The organism is Rhodopseudomonas palustris, from assembly GCF_007005445.1.
Taxonomy (GTDB): domain Bacteria; phylum Pseudomonadota; class Alphaproteobacteria; order Rhizobiales; family Xanthobacteraceae; genus Rhodopseudomonas; species Rhodopseudomonas palustris_G.
In genome coordinates this window covers 2649854-2669626 of sequence record NZ_CP041387.1, presented here as the reverse complement: position 1 = coordinate 2669626, position 19773 = coordinate 2649854, and the positions used below count along the sequence as shown (strand labels likewise).

At 60.9% G+C, this 19773-nt stretch carries 15 protein-coding genes; 5 read left to right on the top strand and 10 right to left on the bottom strand.

Features of this window, described 5'->3' with window-relative positions; genetic code table 11:
• Nucleotides 1-44: 44 nt before the first annotated feature.
• Nucleotides 45-683 (bottom strand): hypothetical protein, encoded by a 639-nt coding sequence (locus FLL57_RS12160; protein WP_142883013.1) that lies wholly within the window; start codon nucleotides 681-683, stop codon nucleotides 45-47.
• Between the two features lie 248 nt (nucleotides 684-931).
• On the opposite strand from FLL57_RS12160, the gene FLL57_RS12155 reads away from it, so the two are divergent.
• Nucleotides 932-1708: a metallophosphoesterase family protein gene (locus FLL57_RS12155; protein WP_142883012.1), complete on the top strand. Its 777-nt coding sequence runs from the start codon at nucleotides 932-934 to the stop codon at nucleotides 1706-1708.
• Here FLL57_RS12155 and FLL57_RS12150 read toward each other — a convergent pair.
• From FLL57_RS12150 to FLL57_RS12140, 3 genes are all read right to left on the bottom strand, one after another.
• Nucleotides 1705-2823 carry a glycosyltransferase gene (locus FLL57_RS12150; protein WP_142883011.1) on the bottom strand — a complete coding sequence of 373 codons (1119 nt, stop codon included), beginning with the start codon at nucleotides 2821-2823 and terminating at the stop codon, nucleotides 1705-1707. The genes FLL57_RS12155 and FLL57_RS12150 overlap by 4 nt on opposite strands.
• 29 nt (nucleotides 2824-2852) lie before the next feature.
• The gene (locus FLL57_RS12145; protein ID WP_142883010.1) at nucleotides 2853-3659 is read right to left on the bottom strand and encodes a glycosyltransferase family 25 protein; all 807 of its coding nucleotides are present in this window, start codon (nucleotides 3657-3659) and stop codon (nucleotides 2853-2855) included.
• A gap of 78 nt (nucleotides 3660-3737) precedes the next feature.
• Nucleotides 3738-4883, bottom strand: coding sequence for a DegT/DnrJ/EryC1/StrS family aminotransferase (locus tag FLL57_RS12140; protein WP_047307606.1), 1146 nt, complete (start codon nucleotides 4881-4883; stop codon nucleotides 3738-3740).
• A 507-nt stretch (nucleotides 4884-5390) separates the two neighbouring features.
• Here FLL57_RS12140 and FLL57_RS12135 point away from each other — a divergent pair.
• Both FLL57_RS12135 and FLL57_RS12130 read left to right on the top strand, forming a co-directional pair.
• Nucleotides 5391-6527, top strand: coding sequence for an acyltransferase family protein (locus FLL57_RS12135; protein WP_142883009.1), 1137 nt, complete (start codon nucleotides 5391-5393; stop codon nucleotides 6525-6527).
• 106 nt (nucleotides 6528-6633) lie between these two features.
• Entirely contained in the window at nucleotides 6634-8175 is a 1542-nt protein-coding gene (locus FLL57_RS12130) for a lipopolysaccharide biosynthesis protein (RefSeq protein WP_235677130.1), read from the top strand.
• Nucleotides 8176-8265: 90 nt separating this feature from the next.
• On the opposite strand, the gene FLL57_RS12125 is transcribed toward FLL57_RS12130, so the two are convergent.
• Nucleotides 8266-9135: a glycosyltransferase family 2 protein gene (locus tag FLL57_RS12125; protein WP_235677129.1), complete on the bottom strand. Its 870-nt coding sequence runs from the start codon at nucleotides 9133-9135 to the stop codon at nucleotides 8266-8268.
• A 43-nt stretch (nucleotides 9136-9178) separates the two neighbouring features.
• Nucleotides 9179-10279 (bottom strand): glycosyltransferase family 4 protein, encoded by a 1101-nt coding sequence (locus FLL57_RS12120; protein WP_142883008.1) that lies wholly within the window; start codon nucleotides 10277-10279, stop codon nucleotides 9179-9181.
• A 479-nt stretch (nucleotides 10280-10758) separates the two neighbouring features.
• On the opposite strand from FLL57_RS12120, the gene FLL57_RS12115 reads away from it, so the two are divergent.
• Nucleotides 10759-12204 carry a hypothetical protein gene (locus FLL57_RS12115; protein WP_047307600.1) on the top strand — a complete coding sequence of 482 codons (1446 nt, stop codon included), beginning with the start codon at nucleotides 10759-10761 and terminating at the stop codon, nucleotides 12202-12204.
• Here the strand turns inward: FLL57_RS12115 and FLL57_RS12110 are convergent.
• From FLL57_RS12110 to FLL57_RS12095, 4 genes are all read right to left on the bottom strand, one after another.
• Entirely contained in the window at nucleotides 12196-13944 is a 1749-nt protein-coding gene (locus FLL57_RS12110; protein ID WP_142883007.1) for a GMC oxidoreductase, read from the bottom strand. The genes FLL57_RS12115 and FLL57_RS12110 overlap by 9 nt on opposite strands.
• 9 nt (nucleotides 13945-13953) lie before the next feature.
• The gene (locus FLL57_RS12105) at nucleotides 13954-14214 is read right to left on the bottom strand and encodes a hypothetical protein (protein WP_142883006.1); all 261 of its coding nucleotides are present in this window, start codon (nucleotides 14212-14214) and stop codon (nucleotides 13954-13956) included.
• Nucleotides 14215-14276: 62 nt separating this feature from the next.
• Complete coding sequence (locus tag FLL57_RS12100; RefSeq protein ID WP_142883005.1) at nucleotides 14277-16094, bottom strand: glycosyl hydrolase; 1818 nt, start codon at nucleotides 16092-16094, stop codon at nucleotides 14277-14279.
• A gap of 88 nt (nucleotides 16095-16182) precedes the next feature.
• Complete coding sequence (locus FLL57_RS12095) at nucleotides 16183-17322, bottom strand: acyltransferase family protein (protein WP_013501796.1); 1140 nt, start codon at nucleotides 17320-17322, stop codon at nucleotides 16183-16185.
• Between the two features lie 516 nt (nucleotides 17323-17838).
• Between FLL57_RS12095 and FLL57_RS12090 the strand changes: the two genes are divergently transcribed.
• Nucleotides 17839-19752, top strand: a complete 1914-nt coding sequence (locus tag FLL57_RS12090; protein ID WP_142883004.1) for a non-ribosomal peptide synthetase — start codon at nucleotides 17839-17841, stop codon at nucleotides 19750-19752.
• Nucleotides 19753-19773 lie beyond the last annotated feature (21 nt).

Here is a 19773-nt window from a genome sequence, read left to right as displayed (position 1 = left end):
CCGTCATCGGCGTTGACACGGAGAATGCACCTGACAGGCGGGGCTCAGCGCGTGGCGCTGACGGACCCGCCGGCAGTAACTGATTTTGGGTCGCTCGCGGTTTCTTCGACGGCGACGATGGCGCGGCCGCCGGATGTAATCTGCGTGAGGAGAGTAACCCCGCCGCCGCCGCCGGGGTTCAGCGTCGCGCGCCCCGAACGGTTCGGGTTGTTGACGATGACGCTTCCCGTCGAGCTGCTCGCGGAGGTGGCCGCAGCGGCTGTGGCCGCGGTCGAAAGATCACCAGCGATCGCCGCGAACGTCGCCTGGAATTCACCATCCGGGAGCGCGGCGACGGCTTGCTGGATCAGCATCGCGGCTTGAGCGTCGATCGTCGTGCAAGCGGTGGCCGCCTGTGCCAGACCGGCCGCGATCGCCGTCTTGAGCCGCGACGGTGCACCCGCTGCTAACTTCACGATGTCCGCGGCCAGTGTCGCGTTTGTCCCGACCAGATCTCGAACGGCCGTTTCCACCGCGCGACCATCGGTCGTGGGATTGAGTAACGCTTTCGGATTTGCTCTGAACTGTGCGATCGCCAGATCTGAGAGGGGCGGATTGATACAGGCGGCGTTTGCCGACCAGCTATAGAAAGGAATGGACGTAACAGCCGCTAAAAGCGCTATGCGACCCAGCCCGCTCGCCATCTGACGACTCCAAGGTACTGTTTATGAATATAAATTTTGTAGTTTTTAGATACATTAAACGACGCGTAGGTTCAACAACGGTCGGACGTTATAGTTGATTGTGATCAACAAGGCGGTTCGCGATCGAGCCCAGTATGGTTATGAAAGATAAGGAATTTCCTTCGTGTTGACATGTATGTCACACGAGGCGAACAGGAGGACGTGTTGAATCTGAGTATCGGTGCCTGTCGGCGAAAGGCTAAAGCGCCGTGAGCAGATGGAGCGGTAAAACCGAACAGAATATTGGTTCAGCGAACTTTGAGCGCTGGCTGCCCTTTCTGCCCGATGGATTGCGGATCTATGCGATCGGTGACGTGCACGGCCGGGCCGATCTGATGGAGCGGCTGTTCCGGCTGATCGACGACGACTTGGCCAAGCGGCCTGTCGTTCGTTCCGTCTGCGTGTTTCTGGGCGACTACATCGATCGCGGTCCGAAATCCCGGGATGTCGTCGATAGCCTCATCCGCAGGTCGCGCGAACGAGAGCTGGTGTTTCTCCGCGGCAACCATGAGGCCGTCGCGATCAAATGCCTGACCGATCAGGCCGTCTTCGAGAACTGGATGCGGCGCCTGGGCGGTCTCGAGACCTTGGTGTCCTACGGCATAGAGCCGAAGAAGGTTCTGTCCGAGTCGGGTGTCGCGGAGTTGCAGTCGGCCTTTCGGGAAAGTCTTCCAGAGGCGCATCGTCGATTTTTCAACGGACTGCAGAGCACGTTCTCTTGCGGCAACGTCTTCTTCGCCCATGCCGGTGTGAAGCCGGGGGTCGCGTTGTCCGATCAAAACGAACGTGATCTCCTCTGGATACGCGATGAATTCCTGTCCACCGCGGTGAACTTCGAGAAGCTGATCGTTCACGGCCATACGCCCGTCCAGCGGATCGACGTTCGGTCGAACAGAATCAATATCGATACCGGCGCCTTCGTCACGGGTCGCCTGACGTGCCTTGTGGTCGATCGCCAGACCCTCTCGATGTTGGCGACGGGCTAGCCTCCGGTGCGGCTGGCTGCCTCGGCTTTTGCGGCGAACAACTGGTCGATGTGCGAGCGGATTCCGGCAAAGAACGCCTCCCTGCCGAATCCAGAGGCATGATTGGAAATCCTGACCGGGTCGATCTCCATGCCATCGAGCTGAAGGATCGCCGATCGGATCTGGTCGACCTCCTGTGACTGAAAGAACACCCCGGAGAGTCCCGGCACGACAGTCTCGGTTGCTCCCCCTTTTCCGAACGCAATGACCGGGCGCCCGGCGGCCATCGCTTCCACCGGCACCATGCCGAAATCTTCCTCGCCGGGGAAAATCAGCGCGCGGCAGTGCGTGTAGTGATCTCTCAAGACGTCGAAAGGCTGTGATCCCATGATGGTCACGTTCGGTCCGGCGATCCGCTTCAACTCGTTGAGCATCTCTCCGCCGCCGATCACGACCAGTTTGCGGCCGATCTGGTTGAATGCGTGGACCGCCAAGTCCGGTCGCTTATAGGCGACGAGTTCGCCGGCCATCAGGTAATAGTCACCCAGTTGCGACGGCTGGACCGGTGCGAATGCCGCGGTGTCGACGGGCGGGTGAATGACCACGGACTCTCGACGATAATATCGCCGGATCCGCTCTGCGACAGTGGCCGAGTTCGCGATAAAGCTGTCGACGCGAGTTGCGGTCGAAACGTCCCACATCCGGAGATAGTGAGCCAGGGGCGGCATCAGCAACTTGGTGATCCGGCCGGCGCCGTTGCGATAGTCGTGATACATGTTCCAGATGTATCGCATCGGCGTATGGCAATAACACACGTGCAGTGCGTTCGGCGGCGCGACGATCCCCTTGGCGGGACCGGATTCGCTGCTGATGATCAGGTCGTAACCGTTCAAATCGAGATGCTCGAGAGCCAATGGCATCAGCGGCAGGTACGATTTGTACATCGAGCTGGCGCGGGGAAGTGAATTGATGAACGACGTCGTCACGCGATGGCTGCGGATTCTGTCGCTCACCGCGTCGGGGACGAAGACGTGCGTGAAGATATCGGCCTGCGGGTATAGTTCGCAGAGAGCCTCGATCACCTTTTCGCCGCCGCGCATTCCGACGAACCAGTAGTGTACGATTGCGACCTTCAACGGGGTCCACTCCAATTAGGGCGGCTGGATCATCGATCGCGGCAATTCTCCAAATCCGTCCGTCCGATCTGCCGAAACTGCCAATGGCGTTGCCGCAAACTCTCGTCGCTCTTGCGAAGCCTGGCATTCGTCCGAATCTTCCGAGCCTTGTTGATGACCCGAGCGCCTTGCCAGACCAGACGGTCCAATCCCCGGACTTCCACTGTGTCCGCAGGCATCGGGATCGAAGTCGGCGAAAACCGTTCGATGACCGGGTAAGGGAAGATCGAATAGATCGGTAGCCGCGTGATCCAGAACGAATCCATCGCCAGATCAATGGTGGCTCGGATCGATCGGTAACTCTCAAGGAAGCGCCGGGCCGCCATGCGCGACATCAGATACGCTTGGGTGCCGGCGGGGCTGGTGGTGAAGCGGACGATCGACCTCTCGTAGAAGAAACCGAGATGCACGGCCTTGGCGTAATGCTTGCCGAACAGCCGGACGTATTCGAGGCCGTTACTGGCGCAGAAAGCACAGAACCGGTCGAGCGGAAAATCGGTATCGAAGATGACGTCGTCTTCGAGAACCAGGATGTAATCGGCCTGGTTGCTGTCGACAAAGTCGCTGAGGATTGCGGCGTGGCTCGAACAGACGGCAATCTCGGGAGGGGAGAGCTTGCGCCCGAAGTGTCGTGGCAGCTCGGCGTTGTCGCAATGCAGGCCGGGGCACATCAACGATGTGTGGGCATCGAAATATTGCCAGTCCAGCGACGTGTTGCCGAGCATGGCGGTCATCTGGCTTCTGCGTTCGGCGGCAGTCTGTAAGCTCAAGACGACGACTTTGACCGATGGGTTCATTGCCTGTGGCTTTGATTTCAGAGCAATCGGCGTGACCTCGAAGAATGGCGAACTGGGCGGAGCCGCCCGCACGCCTTCCTACGACAGGGTCTTCAGGAGGGATCGGCCCCGCCATTCCATGAACGGTATCGGAAATTGCGGGCCAAGAGAGACGCGGCAGGTCCGAGACAGGATATCGAGCGTGCGGCTGCACATGTCTTCCGAGTATTGGATGTCTCGCTTTGCCCATTTCCATGGATTCATCCGGTCGTCGAAAGTGCGCTGAGTCATGATCGGACGCCAGTTGGTGTAGACGTGCCGGCCGGTGTCGATCAGCCGGTCGACGCCGCGGTTCTGTGCGAATTTCTTTGCGTCATCGGCAGTATCGAGAATGACGGTCAGCCCGGCGGCGTTCTCGGGGTCATTGTGCGGTGAGATCCGGAGTTTGTCGGTCTGAGACAGGTGCTTCACCATGATGGGGTAGCGCGCACGCAGGCGCGAAATCAAAGGGTCGAGCTTGGGCAACTGGGCATAGAGGACCGCGCCGGTAAGCTCCGAGACCTTGAAATTCATGCCAGTGAACGGCGCTTCGTTGGATTCGTAAGAGTACTCGCGCGTATAGCTGCCCGCATCGTGGTACATTCGCGCACGGGTGAAAAGACGGTCGTCATTGGTGAGAACCGCTCCTCCCTCGCCGGAATTGAGGTTCTTGAACTGATTGAAGCTGTATGCGCCGGCGTCGCCGATCGTGCCGACGCGGCGCCCCTTGTATACGAGCCCGACCGCCTGGCACGCATCTTCGATGATCTTCAGTCGATGCTCGCGAGCGATCGCGACGATGGCGTCCATGTCACACACGAGGTTGAGCATGTGAACCGGCATAATCGCCTTGGTGTAGGGGGTGATCTTGCGCTTGATGTCCTCCGGGTCGATCGTCAGGCTCTCGTTGACGTCGACAACGATCGGAACCGCGCCGACCATCAGCGGCGCGATGGCCGTCGCCACCCAGGTGTAGGCGGGCACGAGCACTTCGTCACCGGGGCCGATGCCCGCTGCGGCCAATGCGGAGATCAGAGCGCTCGTTCCGCTGTTCACGGTGAGCGCGTGCTTGACGCCGATTTGCTTCTCGAGGTTCTGCTCGAATTGGGTCGTGTAGCCTTGCTCGCCCCCGCGGTAACGCAAGAGCTGACCGCGAGCGACCACCTTTGTTAACGCGAGCCACTCCGAGAATCCAACGCGCGGCATTCGAGGACCCCAATTCGTTGCATTTAGTCCGAAGTTTATCCGTTGTAAGTACCGAAGCAATGGGCGATCAGCAAGTGATCGAACCAAACATACTGAATCGGTGATCCGGTTCGTCGGCGCGCAGTGCTGTAACGGAAGCGCGTGATCAGCAAGCAAACCGTCTTTACCCAATCTGGTCAACACCCCTCCGCTGCTTGGAGGACGGCGTCTCTGTTCGGGGCGACAAACGATGGAGCTGTCCGGTCGTCAGTGCCGGGGACATTGCCGCGCCGTAGCGGTCGGCCCGCACCACCGATCGCCCTTGTGCGCGTTCGCCTGAAAGGTGCGGGCGTAGCGCGCAACAGGCCGTCATATCTGGCGAAATCTCGCGGTCATTCGCCGAGATGCTTGTTGCGGAAGGGGCTGAACAAGATCAGCATGGAGTCATGGAGAGAAGCCAGCGTCGTCTTGTGAGCAGCCGGAAGGATGCGGTGTGATCATGGGTGTCTGTCCCGAGAGGAGGCGGGGGTGACGGCGTCTGTTGATGTAAATGTCAACAGAGGGCGGATCGACGCGATTCAACTGCTTCGCGCATTCGCGGCGACCGCCGTGGTGTTCACCCACGCGACGACGAGGATCGGCTACATTTTCCCGGAGGGGATAGCTGGCTCGCACCTGTTTGGCGAAAGTTCTGGTCAAGTCAGGGTAGGCGATGCGGGAGTCGATCTGTTCTTCGTGATCTCCGGCTTCGTGATGCTGTACGTGCATCGGAACGATTTCGCCCGGCCGGGGGCGGTGTCCGGGTTCTTCAGAAAGCGTATCGCCAGAATAGTGCCGCTGTATTGGTTGCTGACCACTGTAGCGGTGGCGGTCACGGTCCTCTCGCCGGGAGTGTTCACGACGCATTATGCGGCGGCGGACCCGGCGTGGATCGTCGGCTCGTACCTGTTCCTGCCAATTCCAGCTCCCGGACGGGAGCTGTCTCCTGTCATCGGCGTGGGGTGGACGCTCAATTACGAGATGTTCTTCTATCTCGTCTTCGGTCTGCTGCTGATGTTTCCGCGCGCGCTGGCGCTACGATCGCTGATCACGGCGTTCACTGTTCTGGTCGGTCTCGGTGTGGTCTTGTCTCCGGCGCTGCCTTGGGCGAAGTTCGTCACGAGTTGGCTGCTGCTGGAGTTTCTCCTGGGGATCGGGATCGCCTATTGGAGGCTCAGCGGAGGCCGGCTGTCGGCTCAGGCCGCCTGGATGGTGGCGGCGGTGTCGTTGGCTGTTCTGTTGGCGACTGTCCATTGGACGCCTGACGAGCAGGGCGCTGGCCGGTTCGCTCTTTGGGGAATCCCGGCAGCGGGGATCGTCGTCGCCGCGACCAACCTCGATTTGGGCCAGGGGCGAGCGCGGCGACTGGCTGCGGTGTTGGGCGACGCGTCGTATTCAATCTACCTGTTTCAGGTGTTCGCCCTGCCGATCTGGGGCTTCATGATGTCCCGCCTCGGCTTCGGAACCTTGCCGTTCGACCTCAATGTCGTGATCCTGACCGTCCTGGTCGTCGCGTCCGGCGTTGTCGGCTGGGCGGTTGTCGAGCGACCTCTGAGCCGGGCCGTCAAGCCGTTTGTGGCTGGGCCGGCTCACAGGGAGCGTCCGGTGGGGGAATTGCGGTCGTGACGCCGATGGCCGGGAGAGGGCGCCGTTCCGTCCGGTTTGCCCCTTGGCGAGGCTGTGTGATCGTGACGCGGCGCGTTCGCGGCGCGATGATGGATGCGCCCCCCGTTTGCCGGCGGCGCGTCGCGGGCTTGATGTCTGGTGGGTGATGGGGTCCGAGATTAACTCTGACGCGCCGGTCGGTGCGCGAACCGCTGCGAGTGCCGGTCTGCTGGTGGCCTCGCGTCTGATCACCAAGTGCATCGATCTGATCACCTTAAGTCTTCTGGGGCGACTTCTGACGCCGACCGACTTCGGCATCATCGCGATTGCGATGTCCGTGATCTTCATCGTCGAAGCGGTCATGGAAATCCCGATCAGCGTGGCGCTCGTCAGGGTGATGAACCCGACCAAGCGACACTACGACACCGCCTTCACCGTGGGACTGCTCAGGTCTTGCGTGTTGATGGCGGTCGTGATCGCGCTGTCGTGGCCGATCGCCGAGCTGTATCGGGATGAAAGGCTCGTATGGCTCATCTCTGCGCTCGGCGTGGCGCCGGCGGTCCGGAGTCTGGGAAGCCCCCGGATCACCGAGTTCACCCGTCGCATGGACTATCGGCCGATCGTCGTTCTCGAGGCGACGGGCAAGCTGACGTCGCTCGTTTTGTCGGTGGCGATTGCCTGGTGCACAGGCTCGTATTGGGCGATCGCCGTGGGGACGATCGCGACGCCGCTCACAATGGCTGTCGCCAGCCACATCGCGTTTCCGTACAAGCCGCGGTTGTCGCTGGCGGAATGGAGCGAGTTTTCGGCTTTCGTGCGGTGGTCCACGATCAATCAACTGGTCGGCGCCATGAACTGGCAGATCGATCAGTTGATGCTGGGGCGGATGGTGAGCCGTCAAGATCTCGGCCGGTTCTCCATGGCGTCGAACCTGGCGTCGTTGCCGACCCAGGTGATCATCATTCAGCTTCTCAATCCGCTCACCGTGGCGTTTTCGCTGATCCGCGACAACATGGATCGAGTGAAGGATGCATATCGAGCGAGCGCAGCAATGATCGTCTGCGTCGGCCTTCCGGTTCTGATTGGACTTGCATTGACGGCGGATCCGTTGATCCGCCTGGTGTTGGGCGAGCAGTGGATCGTGATCTCGCCGATCGTCGCGTTCATGGCATTGTCGATTATTCCCTCACTCTTCGTTGCGCCGCTGTCGCCGCTGTTGATGTCGCTGAATCGCACTCAGGAGCTGTTTCCGATCGCGCTGTCGGAATTGCTCTTCAAGATCCCGATACTGCTGGTCGCGATCTGGCTGTTCGGGATGGAAGGGGCCGTTGCGATGAGAATGGTGATCGCGATATTCGTGACGGCGGTTTCCATGCGGGCAGTTCAACAGAAGATCGGCTGGGCCGTGTGGCGGCAGCTCGCGGAGCATTGGCGCTCGATGGTTGCGGGGGGATTGATGGCGGCGGCGGTTTATCCGCTCATTCGTGACCTGGAACACGAGCCGCAAATCGTCCTGATGGCTGCGAAGCTGATGGGAGTCGTCGTGTTGGCCGGGGCCATCTATGCCGGTGCCGTCCTGGCGCTCTGGCTTGTCGCCGGGCGCCCAGCAGGCGCCGAAGCGAAGATCTTGGGTCTCCTTCGATCGTTGGCGAGGCGTGCGATCAAGTAGCACGTTCGAAAGCTGCGACCGATAGGATCGCCTCGGACATCACCGTTGCTGCCTCGGTCGCGCCGGAGGCATAGACCGAACTATGGGTGGTCACTGGCGAATGGACAGGATGTTCTTCGGGTGATCACGTCCGATCACCAAGTCGAGGATCCCGATCCAGTTTCCCTTGCAGCGTCCTCTACGATCGATCCACGGCTCGGGCTTGAAGGCGCGGGCATGGTTCATCAGCAGATTGCGCGCGATCAGCCGGATGCCGGCTCTGATCGACAGCGTTCCCTTCTTCATCAGGTACACGGGGTTGACGATCTGCGAGTACCCCAGGCGAACCCCCGCCAGACGTGCGGCTTTGACACCTTGGTGAACCCCGGCGAATGCCGTCGTCAAGGCGAGGCTCCCTCGGCGGCCGACACGCGCGGCAAAGTCGATATCCTCCTGCCAGGCGTAGAGCGGCAGGTTCTCGTCGAAACGCTCGGCGCCGATTGCAGTGCTGCGATACACCATATTGCAGCCGTACAGCCCATCGAGCGAACAGACCACCTTCGCCTCGGGCATGCCGTTGCGATCGTTGGCGTCGACAAGTGAGATGGCCTCTTCATAAGGAATTCCGGCGCTGTTGATCCCGTCCGCCAGAAGAAGTCCATTCACGGCCACCACCGCAGGATGCTGCCGGAAGAAGTGCTCGATTCCCTCGATGCAGTAGGCCGACGGTACGTAATCGTCGTCGAAGAACGCGATGATGTCCGCCGAACCGAGAAGCAGCTCCAGCGCAGCATTGCGCTGCACGGGCAGTCCTGGACTGCAATAGAGAATCTCGGCGAAGGGAAGAAGCGATTCCGCGGGCGGAAGATCGGACGGCTTCACGACCGCGAAGACGAACCGGCTGGGCTGGAGAGTCTGCCGGAGAATGTGGTCCCTCCAGCGCCCGAGTTCCTCGGGCCGGCCGGTGCTGGCGACGACCACCGCAATTCTGCTTGCCCCCATTCGCCCTCCAACTCGGCTTTCGCTATCTGCCTTCGGCGACGAGTCGAATGACATCGCAGAGATCCGTACCTGCTTTCCGCCATGTGAAATTCGCCGCCTGCGCCACGCCCTCGGCCGAGCGCTCGCGCCAGAATTGCTGTGAAGCCGCGAGCGATCTGATCGCTTCGACCCATTCTCCGGGGCTGTCGGCCGCAGCGTAGATCGCTCCTCGCCCGGCGACCTCGGGAAGCGCACCGCAGGGAGCTACGATTGCCGGACAGCCCAGAGCCATTCCCTCCAGCGGAGGAAGGCCAAATCCTTCCGTGGTGGACGGAAAAGCCACACACAGCGCGGCTTCAAGAAGCGACCGCAGTTCACTGTCGGTCACGGGGCCTGCGAAGACCACATTGGCAGGAACGTTCAGGGATAACCTCTCGAAGTCGCGTCGATCGTGTCCGCCGAACAAGACGAGCTTGATGTCGCCGAGCTCCGGGCCGGAAAAAGCATCGAGCAGGATCTTGATGTTCTTGTGCGCTTGAATGGAGGACAGCGCGACGACGAAGCGTTGCCGTTCGAGGGAAAGCCGATCGACGATCTCCGGCGTCCGCGGATAGTGCAGGACGTGATCGACCCCGTTGTGAACGACGGAGATGCGGTCAGCGGCCGCAACGCCGGCGCGCACCAATTGTTCGGCCGAGAAACGGGACACCGTCAGAATACGGCGATGTCTTCGTCCGATCAAAGGCAGGACGGCCTTGTACCATGTTCGAAAGGCGAACGAATAGGACTGCGGCGTGATGAAGACCTGTGCATCATGGATCATGGTGATCGCGTTGCCGAGCGCGACAGGTCCCAGATTGCACAGGTTGAGCAGCAGATCTGGCTGTGCGGCCCGCGGCAGGTCCATCTGCTCCCATAGCTGCCCGCTCAAGCGGCCACAGCGCTCGACGTGAACGCCTTGTGTCCCGTCTGGTGCGGATTTGGGGGCGAGGATCGTGGGGGGAGACCGAAATACACCGTCCAGGGCGTCCCGGTTCGACACGATCTGGCGAATGAGCTGATCGGCGACCCTGTGGACACCGGTAGGTCGCGCTGTCAGGAATTTCCCGTTGATCGTCAGCCGACGAAAGGACAATGGGCTCACCTAATACGATCTCCAGGCGTCTCGTGTCCTGGCCCCACTAGCGATCTGCCGATGGCGGCAGATAGTGTCAAGACAACTGTAGGGGCAATCAGAATGCCGGGCTTTGCTTGTCTGGCACAATGGTAAATTCACGGGCTTCCCAATGAAGTGGGTACAACGGCGTCTACCAGCCCGGCGATGCGGACGCGGATGAGTAGGCGGTACGTTGGTCCTAATATTCGAAAACGACGGTGGTCTGCGCTACTTGTCGCTTCCGGATAGCCTAGCCGGGACGGCGCCATTCGCGTACGTGGTCAAGTGCCGCGCCGGGACGGCGGTTCGATCAGCGGCGAGGGGGGACGCGGCGCGAGGCCGCGACGGACATCGCTGGTTTGAAGGAGACGTTGACAGATTTGAGCAAAGCGAGAAACTTCGGTTCGGCCTGAGGCGTCGATGAGCTCCGGCCGCGGGCGGCAAGAGAAAGGCTCCGGGGCAGCAGCATGACGATCGAAGTCATCGGAATGATCACGCTGGCGCTCGGCGTGATCAGCCTCTTCAGGCCGGTATCGTTCATCATTCACGCATTCGTATGCTCGATCCTTCTCGGCGCGGCAGCGGCCTTCACGCTTCCGAGCCTGGGAGGCACCAACGTAACGCCGTCGCATCTGCTGTTGGGGTTTCTGACGATCCGGCTTCTGTCTGAGCCGGCTTGCCGGGGGCGGGTGGCCGAGTCCGTGGCGATAGGAACACCCGGATTCTGGCTGGCCCTGATCGTGGTGGACTGTTTGGTCTCGGCCTATTTCATGCCGAGGTTGTTTGCCGGGGAGACGTTCGTCTATCCGGTGCGAACGACCGGCTACATGGTGGTCCTTCAGCCCGCGACGTCGAATTTCACGCAGTCGGTCTATCTCGTCGGAGACCTCGTCTGTTTTGCTCTAATTCTGGCGGTCGCGACCTCCTATCGGGGAAGAATTCAGTTGGGGAGCGCCGCGATGCTGTGCGTCGCCGCCAACCTTGTCTTCGCAGTCCTCGACCTCGCCACGTATTATTCCAACACGACTGAAATCCTGTCGTTCATCCGGAACGCCTCCTACGGGCTTTTGACCGAAGTGGAGCTTGCGGGGTCGAAGCGTCTGGTCGGCTCCTTCACCGAGGCGTCCTCGTTTGGATCGATGACGGTCGCGTTCTTTGCCTTCACGTTCCAGCTATGGCTTTGCGGTGTCTACCGACGGCTGTCGCTCGTGCTGGCTGTGCTGTCGCTCGGCGCGGTGCTGATGTCGAAATCGTCGACGGCCTATATCGGGCTAGCCGCGGTGTTGGGCATCTTCTATTTCCAGATCGTCTCCGCATCGGTCTCCGGCGCCTTGCGAACTGAATCGATGGTCTTGTTGGCCGGAGCGCCGTTCGTGGTGGCCTTCATCATTCTGGGAATTCTCGCCGACGAACGTGCGTCGAGCTATGTGGCGAACATTCTCAACGAACTGGTGTTCAACAAGCTCTCGAGTTCGTCGGGCGTGGAGAGATCGCTGTGGAATAGACAAGGGCTCGAGAACTTCGTCGACACGTTCGGATTTGGCGTCGGCAACGGGAGCATGCGAGCGTCGAGCTTCCCGATTGCGGTGCTTGCCAGTCTTGGGGTAGTCGGAAGCGTCCTGTTTATCGGGTTTTTCCTGTCGGTCTTCTTGGCGCGAGACGACAACGGCGTGGACACGCGAGATGACGGATACAGAAAGGCGGCCAAGGTTACGTGTGCGGCAATGCTGGTGACGCAGGTTCTGGCGGGTGCGCTGACGGACCTCGGGCTGCCGTTCTTCATCTTTGCTGCCCTGGCCTGTGCAAAGCGCGATGCGCTATCGCGAGTGAGGGCGAACACCGGTTTGGCGCTTGAACCCGGCTTCGGCGTTGTCGCGGCGGCGAGACGATCCGCGGGACGCACATCATACTAGGGTTTGTCGGATCCGATCGGCGAGACGAACCGCAAAGGCGACGATCATAAGAGTCGGATTGGCATGACCACTCGTCGGAAAGATCGAACTGCCGGCAACGTAAAGGTCGCGGACGCCGTGCACCTGGCAGTGTTCGTCGACCACGCCCGATCGCGCCGACGCCGACATTCGGGTCGTGCCCATGCTGTGAGCCATGTCGATGATAACGGCATCGTTGAACGCGCCTTCCGCGACCCATGGTTCGAGAATGGGCTTCGGGAACTGCACTTGCGCGAAGGCCGACTCGACGATGTGGCCGAGCCGCATGATCGTGCGGCGCTCGTCGGCGTTGATTCTCCAGTCGACCCTCGGAAGCGGGACGCCCAACCTATCCGTCGTCTCTGACAGGGTGATACGACTGTCCGGATCAGGCCGCTGCTCGGATATGGCGTCGATCCATACGTCCGTCACCTTGTGGGGCACGCCACGACTGAGGAAATCGTCTGCCGCCACGTTTGGCATGTAGCGAATGGCGGTCTGGACGATGCAGTCCTTGGCGGCGACCGGCAGCCGGTCGCTCGACAGCAGCTTCATGGCGGCGCCCTTGCCGAGCAGGCCGGCACCGGCGATGGCCCTGATCGCATCCGTGACCCGTCTCTTGCTCCTGCCGGTGAGCAGGCGCTTGACCGCATCCCAAGGGTCGTCCGCGGCATGTTCCGGCATGAAATAGATAGCGGAGTTCAGAAGCTGCTCGCGCTCCTGAATCTCGGGGGTGATCGCGAGGCCATGCATGTACATGGAGGTCCGGCCGCGATTGCGGAGGCCGTAAAATCCAAAACGCCGCATCACCTGGGTCGCGTTCGATTCCCCGAACCTGGCTATCCGCGCCCCGGCATGATCCATCAAGAAGCGTCCGACCAGATCGTGCCGATTTCCAACCCCGTTGGGATGGATCGTATTGGATGCGAGCAGAAGGCGCGCATTTTCGATACCACCGCCGGCCACCACGGCTGCTCTTGCGTGCACCGTATGACGCTGCCCATCGGTCGTGGCGATCTCCAGTCCGCGAAACGCGTCTCCCTCCTGGCTCAGATCCAGGCGCGTCACGGTCGCGTTGAGGAGAACGCGAATGTTGTCTGCGTCGAGCTTTAGAAAGTCGGCGCCGAACCGCATGATATCGAGCGGGTCGATCCGGGATCGCGAGAACTGCCAAAAGAACGACCGAAGTCCGTGGGCGACGAACTGGGGCTCGGGAGGAGAAATGCCGAGAAGAGTCCAAAGAGTATCGTCGTAGCGGTTCGGTCCGAGGTTCAGAATGTCGGCTGCGCGTTCGAGAAACGGATCGAGGCTCGCTCTATCGATCGGCCAGCCGGAATGCGGGACCCACGCCCGCTCCCGAAAATCGATGCCATCGAAAGCAGCCGATTTCCCGGCCCATGCATGTGTCGAGCCACCGAGCGCGCGACAGCGGACGCCATAGGGTTGCTGCTCCTGGCTCCAGGATCGGCAATTGGCGCCGTGAAACGCAATCCTCTTTCGGATCTGGTGTGGGCCGCTCGGCTCGCCGACGCTTTCCAGCGTCGAAAGTTCGCTCGCCTCGGGGGCCTCCTCGAGCAGGCCGCTCTCGACGATCAGGATGCGTAGCGGTGCGCCCCGCAATTCGCGCGCGACCGTGAGACCCGCCGGTCCGCCTCCGATAATGACCAGGTCGGCCTCAAAACGAGTTTCGGAGCCGAAATGCGCAAGGTTCTCGACGTGCATACAATCAGCCTATCGGTCCGGGCCGATGCCGGGCATCTGTTGCGGGTCTGCGGACTCCGAGGCATGTCCGTTCGGCGGGGCGACGATGTCCACAATAGCAAGGTCGTCGCCATAGAGCCCCAGCGTGTCACATCCAACCCGCCAATAGTAGATTTCGCGGATGAGAGCCTCGGAGCCGGCAACGGGTTCGCCGCAGATGGAGAAAATACCGATAGGACTGCCGAGTGGTCGCATGAAGCTGCAATCGACGAGCTCCGCGTGACCAAACATGCGCAGCTCAGTTCAGTCCTGGGCCGATCGGTGCGCGACAATAGTCCGATCGGAGGCTCATGTCATGGCCGTCTGGCAACGCGAATGTCCTTGATCAAGAATTCGCTGGGAGAGGCAATTGCGTTCAGTCGAAAGTGCCACCCCCACTGACCGACAAAGTTCGCGTCGTCGATGGTCCATGTCATTTCCTGCCAATCCGCCTGGTTGGGTATCTCGCGATACGGGGCGTTGACGTAGCCGCCCTGGGATTCGTAGTCCAAACTGAATCCAGCCTTCGGGCTTCCCGGCAGCCGTTTGACGGTTGCGGTGATTTGCAGCCGTCGGGTACCCCACGGAACAAATTGCGGAGAAACCGAGAAATAGGCGTAGCGACCTTCGTTGTTCGCGACTGTAAAATCCAGCCGCCGCGACGTCGAACTCTCGTCCTGAAAGACCTTGGTGGTTTGCGGATTGATCTGCTGGATTCCGTCACCGCGATTGGTTTCCCGAAGAGAGATCGTGACGGCGTCGGCAATCGAATAGTCGCGATCTTGCAGGATCGGCAGATCGCGGCTTCGCTTTGCCTGCTGTACGATGGCGTCGGGAAACTTCGAAACCAGCACGGGGGTGGGCGACAAGCGAAGGGGCTGACCGGCATCCAGGGAGGCCTCCGAGCCGTCGGTACGCGTGACCAGAACCGGCGACTGGAAGGTCATTTCGGCAGTCTTCTCCGAGGTATTCCAGGCTGCCATCACGAAACCTGATCGGCCTTCGAAGACGAAGCCGAGACCTTGTTGCCCCGCTCGCACCCATCCGACGTAGGTGGGGTGGTCACCCAACAGACCGATCAGTGTCGCAAGGGCGTCCAATGCCGGGCGGGGAGAATAGTCCGACCTGAGCAATCCATGATCCGCCTGATCGCGATAGGCCGGGCCGCGTGCCTCGAACCAGAATATCTTCTCGAAACCCGATGCGAGTCCCAGAATGTAGGCTTTGGTCAGCAGCCGCGCTTGGCTCGCTTCGGACTTGGCCTCGGTGTTCGCGACTGCGCCGATCTCCGATATCCACAGCGGGAGTGAGCTGTCGAGACTGTGAGAGGCGAGCATCCGACGCAGCGTCGACGCCATCGCCATGAACTCGACTTCGCTTCCGCTCTCGAGCAGATCGAGCTTCTCATAGGGATGGATACAGATGAAGTCGAAATGACCGGCTGCACCAGCTTCGATGGTACGTTCCAGGAAGCTGACGTCGAAATTCGCGACGCTGAGGCCGACCCGTGCCGAGGGATCGATCCGCTTTGCTGCAATCGATGCCTCCCTGACCAAATCCGCGTATGAGGACGGATTTCCGTTAATGGCAAAACTGCCATTGAACTCGTTCCAGACCTCCCAATGTTTCACCGATCGATGATAGCGCTCGACCACAGCGCCGACGTAGTCTCGCCAGTACTGGATATCCTTGATCGGAAAAGCGCGCGTGCCTCCATCGGCCGAAGCCCAGGGCGCCAGGTAGGCCAGCGGATACAGAAGGCCGAGGCCGTTGGCGGTGGCATCGTTGACCAGCCGATCCGACGGAGCCCAGTTCCATGTACCTCGGTTCGGCTGAATCGACTGCCATTCGTGAAAAGCGCGGAGCCATGTCACGCCGGCCTTTGCAAGGATCGGATTGAAACGCGGGTGGTCATCAAGCCATTCGGCGCCGGTGGCGACGCCCCAAGGACTGGTCGGTCGCGTCGTGCGATCACCGAGGGCATCCGCGGCGACGGCTCTTGGATGATGGAGGGCAGCGCTCCCGGCGAGCACGACTGCCGTCAGCACGATGGGAGCCGACCGGCGGGCCTGGAGGCGGACCCGGTGAAAGAATGATAAGGTCAGACCAGGACGGGGGTCGTCGGACGCCATTCTGTCTTGTCTCACCCCATCAGCTCGATGACGCGCCGGTTCATGGACGCGCCGGCAGTGGACGCCAAGGGCCCGCCGGGCCGATTTGTCAGGCATCCGCGCGTACGGAAACACTGCCGGAAGCCACCGCCGGGCGGCGCATGATCCTGAGATACTGTGCCTCGAGAGAACTGACCAAGGATTTCAAGTTTTGAGCAGGGCGTTCGACAAAGTGCCATGACATTGCAGCGAGGATCGCCGCGGCCGGAACGCACACCAGGATATTGACCCACCAGATACGGCCGGCCGGAATCGTGGCCGCAAAGGTCTGTTGGATCACAAATCCATAGAGGTACATCCCGTACGAGTAATCGCGATCGCGAACGATCGCGAGGCGCCGCGGCGTCGTAAGGCCGAGGAAGATCGCGACGTAGGGAACGACCAGCGCGCCGAAATACTCACCGCCGTAACGGGAATACATCCCGAGGAGAGCGACGACCGTCGCGCACCAAAACACGGACCATCGCCACGGGATCTCGTAGCGGTAGTAGTAGAGCGATAGCCCGACGATCCCAGAGATCATCAAGGTGAAGCCGGGCAGGTTGCCGTTGAACGGCAGGTATTGCCAGTCGTGCCACCACAGCCGGGCCACGAAGTGAAACAGGATGAGGCCAACGACCGCGACCGGCGCCAAGATGCGATATCGCTGAACGCCGGCCAGCGCCAAGAGCCCGATCGCCCCGTAGGTGTACAATTCGTAAGGGACAGTCCAAAGCTGAGCATTCACGATATCCGGCTTGGGGTTGTCGTGAAAGACGCCCGGAAGGAGGTAGTGGATCTCGCCAATTGCGTTGAGGAGGTAGAGAAAGAACAATTTGTCCGTGAAATAGTCGCTCAATGCCAGCGTCGTCAGCATCGGTCCGATGAGGAAGGCGGACAGCAGGACTTCGACGGCGAGGGCCGGAAATATCCGGATTGCCCGAAGGCCGAAGAATTTGATGAGGGTCTTGCAGCGGTCGAGGCTGGCGGCGACCAGGAACCCGCTGACTCCGAAGAACATCGGAAGTACCGAGCGGAGAAATGGACGCGCTGGCGTATCCCACATCGCCGCGTCCGCGGCCTGTCCATAGCTCGTCAGAACGCTGTGCGTCGCGATCACCATCACGGCGAGCGAGACCTTCATATAGTCGAAGCCGGAAGGGCGTCCGGCACTTGCATCAAGGCGGTCTCCGAGCGATTGCAATGACATTGCTCGATACCCAGTGATCGTTGACGATGATGCGTTCGAGGTTGAAAGTTTCGGCGTTCAACGTGTTTCTTAAAGTGTCGTGATCGCGGCGCAGTGAAGTCCATCGAAATCCGCGACGGCGAGCCGTCGCACTGCGGATCATCATTGTAGGTTTTTCAGAACCTTTCAAGTAAGAGTTACTCGCTTTCAAAAGTTCGGGTCGGGCGATCTCGTCGATGGTTGAATGGCGGCGCGTGTGAAGCTCAGATCCCGCAATGACTTCTATCCACAATGGCAGTGTTTCAAGAAGTGATGTTTGGGGTGACGGCTGCGGCCTCATCATGGTGCGGCATGACGAAAGGCGTCGGCGCGTTGACATATAGGTCAACGCCGCGGCCCGTCAGCGGAGGATGATGCCGATAACGAGCGGACTTGCGCAATCCGTGTACGTTAGTGCTTTCACTTACTCACGGGTTAAGAGTAAGCTTAACCTGCAACGTAGATTGCGGTTAGTCGCTGGCAAGGGTAGGGGTAGTCATGGCGAGGACCGTAGTTATCAAAGAGGGGTCTGGCAGCGGCGCGGCGCCGCACGGCACCGTTCCCGAGATCCTTCAGCGAATTGCCAGGCGTTTTCCGGAGGCCGTTGCGGCAAATTCCGAGCGTGGACAAATCACGTTCGCCGAACTCGATTTCCGGTCGAACCAATTGGCACGATTGCTTGTCAAAAGAGGCGTGGAGGTCGGCGCTATCGTGGTGCTGCTGACCGGCCGTTCGATCGATACGCTGATTGGCATGACTGCGATCTTGAAGGCGGGCGGAGTCTATATGCCCCTCGACCTCGGGCAGGGACTGGAAGCGATCAACAGCGCCATTCTGGACGCTCGGCCGGCGCTGATATTGACGGAGCAGCAAGCGCTTCCGATCGACGGGATCGAACAGCGCCGCCTTGGTGACGAATTGAATGCCGCCCGACAGGAGTCCGTCGAGCCGTTGTCCCTTGGACTGATGCCGTCGTTGCCGGCCTATGTGATGTTCACCTCGGGGTCCACCGGACGGCCTAAAGGCGTTGTGGTGCCACATCGCGCCATTGTCAGGCTGGTCGTCGATGCGGATTTCATGACGCTGTCTCCGGCGACCGTGATGCTGCATGCGGCGCCATTGGCATTCGATGCATCGACGTTGGAGATCTGGGGGCCGCTCCTGAACGGCGGACAGGTCGTCATTGTCGAAGATGCGGTGCTGTCGGTCGATCGGATTGCTGAGACGCTGAAGCGCTTCTCGGTGAATGCGGCCTGGTTCACGGCCGGTCTGTTTCATGTGATGGTCGACGAGCGGCCCGATGCGTTGTCTGGCCTGACGACCCTGCTGGCTGGTGGCGACGTTCTTTCGCCGGCGCATGTTCGTCGTGCGATGGCATTGCTGCCGGATTGCGCGATCGTCAACGGCTATGGCCCCACCGAGAACACCACGTTTACGTGCTGCTATTCGGTCCCGCGTGCCGGTTGGGGTGACGGACCGGTCCCGATCGGCTTCCCAATTTCCGGGACGGATGTGCGCATCCTGTCCGACACGTTGGAGCCCGTTCCGGACGGTGAGGATGGCCAGCTTTGCGCCGGTGGCAGCGGGCTGGCGCTGGGCTACCTCAATCGCCCGGAGCTGACGGCGGAGAAGTTTGTCGTCGATCCGTGGTCGGACGATCCCGCGGCGCGGCTCTATCTGACCGGTGACTACGTGCGTCGTCGGAGCGACGGTGCCATCGAATTCCGCGGGCGGCGGGATCGGCAGGTGAAGGTCAACGGCGTTCGCATCGAACTCGACGGCGTGGAGCAGGCGTTACGGCAGGATCCGGTGCTGGCTGACGCGGCTGTCGTGCTCTCCTCCGATCGAGGCGACGTGAAGCGAATTGTCGCTTTCCTGAAGCCGCGGTCGGGCGACGCCGGCGGTGATCTGGAGGCCGGCGTCATCCGCAGGCTCAAGGACCAGTTGCCCGTCCAGGCGATTCCGTCGACGATCAGGATCGTGGATGAGTTGCCGCTGAACAAGAACGGAAAGATCGACAGAACGAAGCTGCTGAAAGACCTGATCGAGGCCGAGCAACTGCACGGAGATGCCGGCTACGAGGAATTCTCGGACGTCGGTGTCGGATCGATTGTCGGGGAAATCTGGGCCGCGTTGCTCGGCCGGGCGGTCGACGCCAGGTCGAACCTCTTTGATCTAGGCGCCACCTCGCTTCAGATGATTGCAGCGCACGAGCGGATTCAGGCTGCGACCGGCCTGCGATTTCCGGTAACGGATCTGTTTGCACATCCCAGCATTGCCGAGTTCCAGGCTTGTCTGGACGGAGCCTCGCATCGGTCGCTCGCTATTGCCGGAGCGGCGCGTGGCCGACGGCAGAGACGCGCGATGAACGCCGCCTATGGAGCGATCGACGTTCGGAGCCATCACGCATAGAGCTAGATGGAGCTGAGGCTA